12 protein-coding genes are annotated in these 13,157 nt (G+C 51.2%); 1 reads left to right on the top strand and 11 read right to left on the bottom strand.

The features are described from left to right. Positions 1-31 precede the first annotated feature (31 nt). From QWF21_RS05805 to QWF21_RS05785, 5 genes are all read right to left on the bottom strand, one after another. Positions 32-1,069: a patatin-like phospholipase family protein gene (locus QWF21_RS05805; protein WP_330087105.1), complete on the bottom strand. Its 1,038-nt coding sequence runs from the start codon at positions 1,067-1,069 to the stop codon at positions 32-34. Further along, on the bottom strand, positions 1,066-2,355 hold the full coding sequence (locus QWF21_RS05800; protein WP_330087104.1) for an anti-phage deoxyguanosine triphosphatase: 1,290 nt from the start codon (positions 2,353-2,355) through the stop codon (positions 1,066-1,068). The genes QWF21_RS05805 and QWF21_RS05800 overlap by 4 nt, the downstream gene beginning before the upstream one ends. Before the next feature lie 66 nt (positions 2,356-2,421). After that, positions 2,422-3,816 (bottom strand): alanine/glycine:cation symporter family protein, encoded by a 1,395-nt coding sequence (locus QWF21_RS05795; protein ID WP_330087103.1) that lies wholly within the window; start codon positions 3,814-3,816, stop codon positions 2,422-2,424. A gap of 8 nt (positions 3,817-3,824) precedes the next feature. Further along, positions 3,825-5,039, bottom strand: coding sequence for a pyridoxal phosphate-dependent aminotransferase (locus QWF21_RS05790; protein ID WP_330087102.1), 1,215 nt, complete (start codon positions 5,037-5,039; stop codon positions 3,825-3,827). A gap of 146 nt (positions 5,040-5,185) precedes the next feature. Further along, on the bottom strand, positions 5,186-5,806 hold the full coding sequence (locus QWF21_RS05785; RefSeq protein ID WP_330087101.1) for a hypothetical protein: 621 nt from the start codon (positions 5,804-5,806) through the stop codon (positions 5,186-5,188). A 365-nt stretch (positions 5,807-6,171) separates the two neighbouring features. On the opposite strand from QWF21_RS05785, the gene QWF21_RS05780 reads away from it, so the two are divergent. Then, positions 6,172-6,993: a glucosaminidase domain-containing protein gene (locus tag QWF21_RS05780; protein ID WP_330087100.1), complete on the top strand. Its 822-nt coding sequence runs from the start codon at positions 6,172-6,174 to the stop codon at positions 6,991-6,993. 98 nt (positions 6,994-7,091) lie between these two features. On the opposite strand, the gene ttcA is transcribed toward QWF21_RS05780, so the two are convergent. From ttcA to QWF21_RS05750, 6 genes are all read right to left on the bottom strand, one after another. Then, positions 7,092-8,012: a tRNA 2-thiocytidine(32) synthetase TtcA gene (gene ttcA, locus QWF21_RS05775; protein WP_330087099.1), complete on the bottom strand. Its 921-nt coding sequence runs from the start codon at positions 8,010-8,012 to the stop codon at positions 7,092-7,094. 75 nt (positions 8,013-8,087) lie between these two features. Further along, positions 8,088-9,020, bottom strand: coding sequence for a universal stress protein UspE (gene uspE / locus QWF21_RS05770; RefSeq protein WP_330087098.1), 933 nt, complete (start codon positions 9,018-9,020; stop codon positions 8,088-8,090). A 126-nt stretch (positions 9,021-9,146) separates the two neighbouring features. Continuing rightward, positions 9,147-9,863 carry a fumarate/nitrate reduction transcriptional regulator Fnr gene (fnr, locus tag QWF21_RS05765; protein ID WP_330087097.1) on the bottom strand — a complete coding sequence of 239 codons (717 nt, stop codon included), beginning with the start codon at positions 9,861-9,863 and terminating at the stop codon, positions 9,147-9,149. Between the two features lie 35 nt (positions 9,864-9,898). Further along, positions 9,899-10,576 carry a sulfite exporter TauE/SafE family protein gene (locus QWF21_RS05760; protein ID WP_330087096.1) on the bottom strand — a complete coding sequence of 226 codons (678 nt, stop codon included), beginning with the start codon at positions 10,574-10,576 and terminating at the stop codon, positions 9,899-9,901. Further along, positions 10,563-10,778, bottom strand: a complete 216-nt coding sequence (ccoS, locus tag QWF21_RS05755; RefSeq protein ID WP_330087095.1) for a cbb3-type cytochrome oxidase assembly protein CcoS — start codon at positions 10,776-10,778, stop codon at positions 10,563-10,565. Before ccoS ends, QWF21_RS05760 begins: the two co-directional genes overlap by 14 nt. Next, complete coding sequence (locus QWF21_RS05750) at positions 10,775-13,156, bottom strand: heavy metal translocating P-type ATPase (RefSeq protein ID WP_330087094.1); 2,382 nt, start codon at positions 13,154-13,156, stop codon at positions 10,775-10,777. The genes ccoS and QWF21_RS05750 overlap by 4 nt, the downstream gene beginning before the upstream one ends. Position 13,157 lies beyond the last annotated feature (1 nt).

Genomic DNA, 13,157 nt, shown 5'->3' with positions numbered 1-13,157 from the left:
CGTCTCATGGTTGGAGCTGCAGATGCAATGACTAGCAGAGTGGCTCCAACTGGTAATGGCCTGCTTTAAAATCCTCTGCCAGCTCGTGAGAGCGGGCAATCACTTCCCGCCAGTCATGGATCCGTGCTTTATCCGGCCGATTAAAATCCTTGCGATCAGGGATTTTTGCACCAGGCAGAGAAGCCACCCAGTCAGCAGTAGGGCACAGTAGCACGACATTGTGGTAGTGAGCAGAGAACTTACGCCGCCAAGGCAGTGACTTGTCGAACCAGCCTGGGGCAATGTAAGGATAAAAGTGTGGATAAAGCACCAGACCGTGCTGGCTGAAAGGCCAGTCAAAATGATAATCGGTGACGCCACCATCGTAAAACAGCCCCCGACCTGCGCCGGGGATATCCTGCACTGGGTCCAGCACCAGCGGTATGGAGCCACTGGCCTGCAATGCCGGTAACAGATTTTGTTCACTCAGTTGAATGGTGCGGGTAGGTAAGTCCTGCAGTGGGTTTTTGGCTAACTGACTGTCGGGTGCATAAAACAAGCAGCGCTCAAAGAAAAAGCGTAAATGTCGACGGCTGGCTAAGTTAGCAGCTGCAGTCAGGCTTAAGCCTGCCAGTTGCCCAACTTTATGACGTGAACGGGTCAAAGCTCTGGCGCGTGCGACCGTGAAGTTCAGCTTAAATAGCGGGTTGTTGATGACTTCATGGATTTTATCGGGATCCGGGAAAACGCGCTTAATCACCGTCATCGAAATATCAGTAATTTCTTTGCTGCTGGCTTTGGCCGGGTAACACAAGGTGGAGTAGGCATCGCAAAAGCGCTGGCTGGCTGCCACCGGGTTTTGCTGAGCATAACAAGCAAAGCGCCAGGCACCGGCCGAACTGCCCAGCAGCTGCAGTGGTTGCTGACGACCTTGGAAAAACTCACCGGTCAGGTACTGGTCCAGCCCAAATAAACTAAACCACTTGGGTCCGCCACTGGCACCAACCAAGGTGGTGATGTCGTTGGCATTCAAGCCATGCTGCTGAATATGGGCCAGAGCAGTGGGCCCGGCTAAAACACGTAACCTCATAAAGCGCCAAACAACTTCTGGTACATGGTTTCGGCGTATTCATCGGTCATACCCGACAAATAATCGCAGATCACCCGCAAACCAAGGCCATCCTTTTGTGCCTGTTGCCAGCGTTGCTGGGTATTTTGTGGCAGCAAACGGCTCGGATCCGAGGCAAAGGCGTCAAACATCTTTAGCAGCATGTTCTGGCAACGAAAGCGGGCTTGTTGAATATCGGGTTGGCTGATGACATTGCGAAACACGAAACCTTTCAGCAGTTCCAGCAGTTGTTGCTGTGGTGCTGGCAGCCTGGCATTAAAACGGATCAGGGGTTCGCTCGCATCCGGCAGGCATTCATACAACTCTGCCGAGGTAATAAAGGCATTGACCAAAGCGCCGATGGCATTTTTACGCAGATGATGCTCAGGCCGGAACAGCGCATCCGTGACCGGTTGCATTAGTTGCTGCATGGCTTGTGGTAAGGCAGCAACCGCGGCCGGGATCTGAGCGCGCCACTGCTCTTCGCTGGCATAGCCGGTGACGATGGCATCTTCCAAATCATGCACACCGTAGGCAATGTCGTCGGCCAGCTCCATAATGGAGGCATCCAGCGATTTATAGCACGACTTTTGCCAGGGGCTTTGCCCAAGCCGTTCCAGTTGCTGAAACAAAGCACGATCGGTGGCGCTAAGCGGAGCCAGCACCCAATCCAGCACATCGGAGTCTTCATGGAATACCGATTTCACCGCTTTCCATGGGGTCAGGCTCAGCGGTGACGGTTCGCTGTTATCCCCCAGCTGCTCAGGCGGCAGTACCGGGTATTTCAGTAAACCCAACAGAGTACGGCGGGTCAGATCCATGCCATGGTGTTCGGTGTAGGGTTCCAGTTTGCTGACAATACGAAAGGTCTGGCCATTGCCTTCAAACCCCCCGGCATGCAGCATTTTGTAATTCAGCGCCGTCTCGCCACCATGACCAAAAGGTGGATGGCCAATATCATGTGCCAGGCATAAGGCTTCCATCAGACTTTCTTCCGGTAGCTGTTTGGCCAGCTCTGGCTGTTGCTGGTACCGGCGCTTTAGCTGATTGACCAGGCCGGTGCCTATCTGAGCCGCTTCCAATGAGTGCGTCAGGCGGGTGCGGTAAAAATCATTCTGGCCGACTCCCATGATCTGGGTTTTTGCCTGTAAACGGCGAAAAGCCGCTGAGTGCAAAATGCGAGCGCGATCGCGCTGCCAGGGAGTGCGTTGATCATGCTGCCGGTTCAATGAGCGGTCAGAGCGCCGCTCCAGCCAGGGTGTACTCATGCCATCTTCCTTATGTTCAAACACTATCTTACGTTAAAGCCTACTTAGGGTCGAGCCCTCCATCAATTAGGACTTTAACTGGCGCAAGTATTCTTTTAAGTCGCGTTTCACCTCGGGCATCAGCAGGTAAATAGCCAGAATATTGGGTACTGCCATCAGGAAAATCATCGAGTCGATAAAATTAAACACCGCCAGGATATTGGGTACGGCGCCAATGGAGACCACCATGCAAAACAGCACTTTAAACAGGTTTTGTACCCGGCTGGTTTCACCAAAGATATAGCTCCAGGATTTCAGGCCGTAGTAAGACCAACTGATTACGGTGGAAAAGCCAAACAGCAGCAGTGCGACCATCAGCACCAGTGGAAACCAGTCAAATACGCTGGCAAAAGCACTGGAAGTAAGGCGCACGCCATCCAGATCACTGCCGAGGTAAGCGCCGGTTAAAATGATCACCAGGGCAGTGATGGTGCAGATCACCACGGTATCAATAAAGGGCTCGAGCAGGGCGACAAAACCCTGTGACACCGGGTGCCGTGTTTGTGCCGCTGCATGGGCAATCGGTGAAGAGCCAATCCCTGCTTCGTTGGAGTAGGCAGCCCGGCGAAATCCCTGAATAAGCACCCCAATAAAGCCACCATAGGCGGCTTCAGGGGCAAAGGCGCCATAGACGATGGTCATCAGAGCCGCGGGCACGGCATCCAGGTGGCTGCCAATAATCACCAGCGCCGCCAGCAGGTAGATAGCGCACATCATGGGTACCAGCCGGCTGGTAACATTGGCAATGCTTTTGATACCACCGATGATCACTACCGCCACCAGCAGGGCGTAGATAGCACCAAACAGCCAGGCATTGTCAAAGCCCGTGACGCCTTTGACCTGGGCATAGCCCTGGTTGACATGGACAAAACCGGCCGAGCCAAAGACACAGGCCATGGCAAAGAAAATCGCCAGGGCCTTACCAAGACGTGGCAGCTTGAATTTGCGAAGTGCCACTTCAATGTAGTACATAGGGCCGCCAGAGTAGCTGCCATCGGCTGCCTGATGGCGGTATTTAACGGCCAGGGTACATTCGACAAATTTCAGCGACATCCCCAGTAAGCCAGCCAGGATCATCCAAAAAGTGGCGCCTGGACCTCCCAGTGTAATGGCCACAGCAACACCGGCAATATTGCCAGTACCAACGGTTCCCGATAAGGCGGTGGATAACGCCTGAAACGGAGTGATATCGCCTTGCTGGCGTGGATCTTTATAACGGCCGGAGACTACGTTTAATGCATGACCAAAACCACGCACATTGATAAAGCCCAGATAAAAGGTACTGAACAAAGCGCCGGCCATCAGCCAGAGCACCACCACTGGCAGCTCGGCGCCGCCAACCGGGATGGCATAGAATACCGCGGACGATAACTGGTTGGTAAACCACTCAAAGGCGTGACGAAAGCCGGGCTCAGTAGTCATGGCAACCCCTATTGTTGGTAGCTGCCTAAAAACTGCTGTAAGCGGTCAATGGCTTGTTCCAGCTGCTCTTTGTGTGGCAAAAAAACAATACGAAAGTGATCCGGTTCTGGCCAGTTAAAAGCGCGACCATGCACCAACAGAACTTTGTGCTGCCGCAAAAAATCCAGCACCATCAACTCATCGTCTCTCACTTTTATTTTGCTGCGATCGATCTTCGGGAACAGGTACATGGCCCCTTTGGGGCGGGTGCAGCTTAGCCCGGGTATTTGATTGATCTGTTGCCAGGCGGCATCCATCTGTTCGTAAAGACGGCCTCCCGGGGCTGTTAACTCAAAAATACTTTGGTAACCACCGAGTGCGGTTTGCACTGCGTGCTGGCATGGCACATTGGCACAAAGACGCATAGAAGCCAGAATACGCAGGCCATCGACATAGTGCTGAGCCTGACGTTTGGCACCGGAAATAAATAACCAACCAACGCGAAAGCCGGCGATACGGTAATTCTTTGATAAACCACCAAAGGTGAGCAGCAGCAAGTCATCGCATAACGCCGCTGTGCTGGTATGCTCGGTCCCATCGTACAGAATTTTGTCGTAGATTTCGTCGCTAAGCACCACCAGCTGGTGCTGACGGGCAATTTCCAGCAAGGCCAGCAGCACTTCGTTTGAATAAACCGCTCCGGTGGGGTTGTTTGGGTTAATCAGCACCAGCGCTTTGGTTTTTTTGCTGATTTTGCTGCGCAAGTCATCCAGATCCGGCGCCCAATCCTGTTGCTCATCGCAGCGATAATGCCGGGCTTTGCCACCGGCTAAGTTCACCGCCGCTGTCCAAAGCGGGTAATCAGGCGAGGGGATCAAGACTTCATCGTCGTTATTGAGTAATCCCTGCAGTGCCATCAGGATGAGTTCTGACACCCCATTGCCAATAAACACATCATCGGCATCGGCACCACGAATTCCACGTTGTTGATAATATTGCGCCACAGCAACCCGGGCCGGATAAATACCCTGAGAGTCGGAGTAGCCCTGGGCTGTTGGCAAGTTGTGTATCACATGCTTTAGAATTTCATCCGGTGCTTCAAAGCCAAAGGGGGCAGGGTTGCCGATATTGAGTTTTAAAATACGGTGGCCTTCTTCCTCCATCCGTTTGGCTTCCTGTGCCACAGGGCCGCGGATATCGTAACAGACCCCTTCGAGCTTGCTTGAGCGTTGGATGGGCTTCATAAGGGCTACTTTGCTTCTTGGTTTATACGTCTGGATAGCCAGATACTACCTGATCTGAACCGGCAAAAGAAAGCCAAAAGCAGGGCTTTTGGCTGCAAAATGATTATTTTTTTCGCGTCACCGCTCAACCCATTACTTCAGTAAAACTAGTTCAGATGCGTCAGGCTGATATCACCGACACCAACATTGGCCTTGAACTCTGTGTTACCTTGCCCGGTCCATTCCAAGGAGCCGCCGACCAAATGGCGGTCTGCTTTGAAGTTACTGGGAGCATTGTGCAGGTTGACATTACCAACACCAGCCGATAATTCAATACGCTGATACTGCTCAGCATTCAAGCTGCTACTGATTTGGCCGACCCCAACATCAATTTCATAACTGCTGCTGATGTTGTTGGCATAAAATTGGCCTACCCCAAGATCAGCTTTTACAGCCAGTTCAGCAGGTACGGTCAATTGCCAGTGTTGTTTGGTGTTGTCTTTAGGAATGCTCAGGCGCAAAGTATTGCCTTCTCGCTGTTGACGCAGCTCGGCATTGCCAACTTTGTAGCTAAAGAACCACCAGCGCTTTTCTCCACGCACATCCACCGTGAGTAGAATGCGATCAGTATTTGCCGGCGTGATCTGAATCTGACCAACACCCACTTCGATCAGCAGCTGTTGCAGTGATGAGGCATCCAGCTCAAGTTCAAGCCGCTTTTCGTCTGCATGGCTGGGACTTAGCGCACTAAATAGCAGGAGCATGGTGATTAAAAGCACTTTTTTCATGGTAATTTCCTTTCGTTTGCATACATAAAAGCAAGGTTTTACAGCTTTAAAGCACTAATTATGCCAAAAAATATTTGTTATTTATTATCAATAGCTTAGCTCTGTATAAGGCTGGAATGTGCACATCAAGTGTACAGAAAAGTTCGTGCATTTGATGATTTAAGGGTAAAATACACTATAAAAGGTGGTTGCAGATGGCTTTTACGTTAAAGCAAAAGAGCCAGGCTGGCAAGCAGGCCCATCGGCAAGCCAAAAGAATGAAAGCAGCTTACAGGTGATAGATGCGATTTTTGAAGTTCCCACTACTAACGGCCGTTACAATGTTAGTGCTGTATGCACTGTATTATCCTTTTATGGAATCAACAGTGACTGAGCCAGAGGTTGTTGTATCGCAAGAACCAATCGAGCACCCCTTACGCTCGGATGTGATCAGTTATGCGCGATCTGAGCAGGTGCGTAAACGTTTGGCTTATCCAACATCGGCACCGGCCAAAAAACCATTGCCGGATTTTGATGCCATTGCCGATATAAATGAAAAGAAGCAAGCGTTTTTTGCCTATCTTGGCCCTCATGTCGCACGGGAAAATGCCCGTTTGCGGTTTCTCAGAAAACAACTGCTAGAAATGAAAGCACAACTGACGAATCGTCAGCCATTAACCGTGCAGGATTATGCATTCTTGTATGCATTGTACGATGAGTTTCGCATGGACGTTGCTCAAACGGATGACGACAGTTTCACTGAACTCTTGAAGCGGGTCGATATATTGCCTGCATCTTTGGTATTAATGCAGGCGGCCAATGAGTCGGCGTGGGGGACCAGCCGCTTTGCGGTGGAGGGGTTGAACTTCTTTGGTCAATGGTGTTTTCGTGAAGGCTGTGGTTTGGTGCCATTGTACCGTGGTGAAGATCAGTTTCATGAGGTCGCTCGCTTTGATTCGGCCGGTGCCAGTATCCGCAGCTATTTCTACAACCTGAATACCTTCCATAGCTATGAAGAGCTGCGGGATATCCGGGCCGAGCTGCGCAGCCATAACAAGCCGGTTCGAGGCGAGGAGCTGGCCCGGGGCTTACTTCGCTACTCGGAGCGAGGGGAGGATTACATTGCTGAAATCAGTGGCATGATCCGCTTTAACTGCCCGATTTTGCAGGAAGTGGAACACATTGTTACCATCTCGCCGGCTTGCTAGTCAGCCATGCAGGTACAAAAAAATAGCCAGTGCAGACTGGCTATTTTTATTTTATTTCGCAGCAAAGCACTGCACTAAACTGCAGTGGTCGGCCGGTACTAACTCAGTTCGACCACCTGGACGGCTGCCGCGGCCTTTTCGTGCTCTTCATCGTCGGTTATCGGTAGCTTTGCCGGTAAACTAACCGGGTCAAAGGCAGTATCGCTGGCATAAGCTGCATCGTCTTTGGACAGTTGTTTAAAATCAAACAAACTTGCATCAGCCAAATGCGAAGGAACGACATTTTGCAGTGCCTGAAACATGGTTTCTATGCGACCAGGAAAGCGTTTATCCCAGTCTTGCAGCATCTCTTTCACGACCTGGCGCTGTAAACCATCTTGCGAGCCACATAGGTTGCAGGGAATGATAGGAAAGGCTTTGGCTTCGGCATAACGGCTAATGTCCTTTTCCCGGCAATAGGCCAGAGGTCGAATCACCATATGTTCACCATTATCACTCAGTAGTTTGGGTGGCATGGATTTCATCTTGCCGCCATAAAACATATTCAGAAACAAGGTTTCCAGCATATCATCGCGGTGATGGCCAAGCGCAATCTTGGTAGCGCCCAGCTCTTTAGCTGTACGGTACAAAATACCACGGCGTAATCGCGAACACAGTGAGCAAGTGGTTTTGCCCTCGGGGATTTTTTCTTTCACAATAGCGTAGGTGTCTTCGGTGACAATTTTATAGTCGACACCAAGCTGGCTTAGATAGTTGGGCAACACTTCAGCCGGAAAGCCTGGTTGTTTTTGATCCAAATTTACCGCCACAATGGAAAAGTCGATTGGGGCCGACAATTGCAGATTCAGCAGGATGTCCAGCAGGGTATAACTGTCTTTGCCGCCGGATAAGCAGACCATGATTTTATCGCCAGCTTCAATCATATTGAAGTCGGCAATGGCCTGGCCAACTCCACGGCGAAGTTTCTTATGCAGCTTATTCAGGCTGTACTGAGCTTTGGCTTGAGCAGAATGCGACATAACACCACCCTGAAAAAAAACGGCGCTCAGTATAGCGGATCCGGCGCCGTTTCCATAGTGCTCAGCAAGGCTTAATTAAGACTTCTGCAACGGACTGACAAAGTCCTCTGGTTTTACTGCCAGTACATCGCAGTCCAGCCGATCAATAACATGCTCAGCTGTGTTGCCAATGATGGCTGCGGAAAAGCCGGTACGGCCAATGGTGCCTATCAGCACCATTTCAGCATCCAGTTCACGGGCAACTTTTGGGATCACATCCTCGGGCATACCTTCAAGTACATGGGTATGATCATCGCCTATGTTATGCTGACGAGCCAAGTCTTTTACGGCATCGACGTGATGACGCTTCATGGTGCTGTTGTATTCCTGTGGATTGAACTCTGGAATTTCAATGGCAATATTGACCGGAGTGCCCGGATAAGCATTGACCAGGTGCACCTCTGCAGACAGCATGCCTGCCACTTTTTTGGCTTTGTTGATCAGGCGGCTATTCAGCGATTTATGGTAGCCTTGTTCACTGCCAGCATTGACCGCTACCAGCACATTGCCACCTTCCGGCCAATCGTGGTCTTTGACCAGGAGTACAGGGCAAGGACACTTTCGCAGGATATGCCAATCGGTTGGTGTGAAAATCATGGACTTGAGCACATCGTGGTCATGGGTACCTTTAAATACCATGTCGTAACCCTCGTCCAGTACGGCTTTGACAATGGCTTCAAAGGGCCTGTTGTGCCATTCGACATGAATATCAACGACCAGACCTTTGTCGCGGTAGGGGGCAACCAGTTCGCTGATCCACAGTTCACGATCTTTAATCACCGCCTGACGCATAGACTCTCGCTCTTCGCCAGACAGCATGGTGGTCATTTCGTAGGAAAAGTCATATATCGATAAAAAGGCGGTAAGACTACAATCCTGATAGCGGGCGTACTCAACAGCCCGGTTGAGTGCTTTTTGTTGTTCGGTAGTGGGATCAATCACTACCATGATATGTTGGGGTTTGGACACAGCATCGCTCCTTATGGTGCTTTGACTTCATTCAGTGTAGTTAAAAAACACAGCGATGCCGAGTGAAAAACATGCGTTGTATCAAACAGAAACAAAATAAAGTGCAGCGGCCTGGCTGCCGCCTTGCTAGCTGGCGATGCCGGCCATACCACCCAGGCTTGCTAAGGCTGCTGCATTACTGATGCTGATAAACTTACCATCAACGTGGATAAGCTCTTCTTTATGAAAACGCCCCAGGATCCGACTGATGGTTTCCACCGTTAAGCCCAGGTAGTTGCCAATTTCACCCCGTGTCATGGTAAGGCGAAACTCTTTGCCTGAGAAGCCACGGCTGTGAAAACGTTGCGCCAGATTGGTTAAAAAGGCGGCCAGCTTTTCTTCAGCATTTTTTCGATTGAGCAGCAACATCAGTTGCTGATCGGCGGAGATGTCCTGACTCATCAGACGCATCAGCTGTTGACGCAGTTTGGGCAGTTCGCCCAGTAGTTGCTCCAGGTTCGCATAAGGGATCTCACAGACCATAGCTGTTTCCAGCGCCTGAGCGTAGCTGACGTGTTGCTCGGTGTTGATGGCTTCAAAGCCCAATACATCGCCAGGTAAGTGAAAACCCGTGATCTGTTCTTCGCCCTGCTCGGTCAGGGTAAAGGTTTTGAAGGATCCGGTACGAATGGCATAGAGCGCCTGAAAAGGCCGGCCAGCTTCGTACAGATAATCGCTTTTGTGCAAAGGTTTTTTGCGTTGAATAATGTCATCCAGCGTATCCAGCTCGTTGTCGTTTAATGTAAAAGGCAAGCAAAGCTGACTGAAACCACAATCCTGACAGTTGATTGACGAGTGGGCCATAACAGATCCATAGTTGTCGCTATATTGGTGATAGCTTAAGAAACTAGCCGCGCCAAGGCAAGATAAACCGTATAAAAACCGTAACCACCGAGCAGCAGGGCGGTGCCATACCGGAACCAGCCTTGTTGTTTCAGCTGGGTGAGTCGTGTTGCCAGAGTCGCGGTGAGCAAAATAGCGGGCAGGGTGCCTGCACCAAAAGCCAACATAATACCGGCGCCGGCTGTGGCACTACCACTGGCCAGGCTCCAGCTCAGGGTGCTGTACACCAGGCCGCAGGGCAGCCAGCCCCAGCACAGACCATAGCCAAAGGCCTTGTAAGGGCTATTCAGTGGCATTAGCCGGCTGCTAAGGGGTTGGATCCGCCGCCAGACGCCTTGCCCCAACCGTTCCAGATGCAGTAGCAGGGTGGATAATTTTGCTATGTACAGCGCCATCGCAATCAGCAATAAGCCGGCCAGCAAGCGCAGCCACACCATTGAGGCCCCTGTCACTTGCAGTGCAACAACACCAAAATAGCCCACGACAGCACCGAAAAAAGCATAGCTGGTTAACCGGCCAAGGCTTAGTAGTAGTTGGTAACCAAAGCGACGGCTTGGCGACATAGCGGGCATGGATAGTTGCAAAGCAGCTACAATACCGCCACACATTACCAGGCAATGGCTACTGCCTATCAGTCCAATCATCAAAGCTGCAGCCAGGTCAGCGGGGTTCATGGTCACTGCTGTTGGTTGTGTGGTCAGGTTGCCCGGTTGGTTCGGTTTTAGCCGGAGCCTTGGGCTCGTCATCGAACAAAATGCTAAAGCCCTGTTTATCGAGATCGTCGAATTGTTTGCTTTTCACTGCCCAGAAAAAAATAGCCAGCCCTATCATGACAAAAAGTACTGCTATTGGGATCAGAACATAAATAACACTCATGATTTGAGTAACCTTAGTGAGTTGGATACCACCAGCAAGGAGCTGAATGACATCCCCAGCACGGCAATGTAAGGGGAGACTAGACCGACCACCGCCAGTGGAATGATGATCACATTGTAGCCCACCGACCAGGCCAGATTTTGTTTGATGGTGCGGGCGGTTTGCTCTGCGCCTGCCAAAAGCGTGGTCAACAGGCTTAAATCATTGCGCAGGATCAGCACATCGGCCTGATTCTTCGCCAGATCAGTACTGCCTTGCAGTGTGACTGAGACGTCGGCAGCATGAAAACAGGCGCTGTCGTTAATACCATCACCGATCATCATAACTTTCTGTTGTTGAGCGGTCAGTTGCTGGATCACGGTTACTTTCTGCTCCGGGCTACAACCTTTCTCCAGCCAATCAAAGCCTAACTGCTGCGCTACCCGCTCCGCCTGGCTGGAACTATCGCCGGTTAACAGACCCAGTTGATAGCCTTTGGCTTTGAGGGTTTGCAGCAACGCTGGAACTTCTGGCCGTAATTCGTCCTGCAATTCAATGGCGGCCTGCAGTTCGTGGTTAATGGTCAGGTACACCATTGCACCCCGAATTGGTTTCGCCCGACAGAATGCGGCATTGCCTACCTGAATGAGCTGACCTTGCCACAAAGCTGATATACCGGCGCCTATGCTGATTTGTACCTTGCTAAGTGTCAACTCCTGTTGCAGATAAGGTTGAAAGGCTTTGCCAATCGGATGCTCGGAATGCCGTTCCAGATTGGCGATCAGGTTCAGCAAGCTGGCTTTATCCTGCTTTGTCTGCAGCAGATGAACCTGATGCACACTAAAACGCCCCTGGGTCAGGGTGCCGGTTTTATCAAATACGATTTGTTGAATATCGGGCAATCGATCCAATACCTGATTGTTTTTAATCAGGATATGCTTGCGGTTTAACTGTGCCAGTGAGCAGGTGATGGCAGTAGGGGTCGCCAGTGCCAGCGCGCAGGGGCAGGTAGCAACCAAAACCGACAAAGTGACCCAAAAAGCACGACTGGCATCAATCCAGAAGAACCACACCAAAAAGGTGGCCAGCGCTATCAACAGTAAGCGCTCGACAAAATACTGAGCCAGTTCGTCGGTTTTTTCAGCCAGTTTGGGTTTTTGATTCAGCGTCTCTTGTTGCAACGCAATGATCTGGCCAAGCCGTGATAATGCCAGTGGTTGACCGACTTTAACCTGCAACACACCATCATGATTAACGCTGCCTGCCAGTACAGTACTGCCTGCAACTTTTGCGATAGGCTGGTATTCGCCAGTTAACATGGATTCATCGACGCTGCTGGTGCCGTCGAACACTTCGCCGTCGGCTGGCAGGGTTTCACCGGCTTTCACCAAAATCAGGTCGCCTGGTTGCAGTCGCCTGGCTGAAGTGCTCTGTGGCTGACCATCGATCAATTGGGTGGCCGTGACCGGCATGATTTTTAATAGATTACTGGTGGCATCCCGAGCTTTTGCTCTGGCCCTGTATTCAAAAAATTTGCCCAGTTGCAAAAAGAATACAAACATGCAGACCGACTCAAAATACACTTCACCGGTTTCGGTGACCGTGGCATAGGCGGAGGCAAAGTAGGTGTAGTAGATGGCCAGGCTGACTGGCACATCCATATTCATTTTACGATTGACAATGCTACGCCAGGCGCTGGTGACGAAGGGCAGGGCAGCATAAAAGGCCACCGGAGTGGTCAGTAGCAGGCTGATCCAGCGCAGGTAATCCTGATGCTCGGGATCAATGCCAGTCCATTCGCCAAAGTAGAGCGCTATTGCCAGCATCATCACCTGCATCGACAAGATACCAGAGACGGCCAACCGCTTTAAATAACGGCTGAGCTCTGCTTTATGGGTTTTTTCTTCCTGATCGGCGGCAAAAGGGCTGGCCTGATAACCCAGTCGGGCAATGTCTTGCAGGATATGACTGAGCTTCAGCTGTTCAGGCAGCCATTCGATCTGGGCGCGCTGCGTGCCTGAGTTCACACTGATACTGGCAATCCCCGGCAGTTGCTTCAGGCGTCGTTCAATCAGCCAGGCGCAAGCGGCACAACTGATACCACTAATGGACAACTCAATTTTACTGCGCTCTCCCTCGATGCTGCTTAGATCAGCCAGCACATCCGGGCTGTCGTAACTGGCCAATTCTGCGGCCAGATCAGCGGGCATCGCATCGGCTTTGGTGGCGGGTTCTGTTCGAAAACGGTAATAGTCAGCCAACCCCTGTTGAATAATGGTATCGGCTACCGCCTGGCAACCCGCGCAGCAAAAAGAGCGTGGTTCACCTTCAAAGGGTAATACAAATTGCTGACCGGTCAGAACCGGCTCGTGGCAATGAAAGCAGCGCTCAGTACTCATA

The sequence above is a fragment of the Alkalimonas mucilaginosa genome (assembly GCF_036327005.1).
Lineage (GTDB): Bacteria > Pseudomonadota > Gammaproteobacteria > Enterobacterales > Alteromonadaceae > Alkalimonas > Alkalimonas mucilaginosa.
This window is presented reverse-complemented; position numbering and strand designations above follow the sequence as displayed.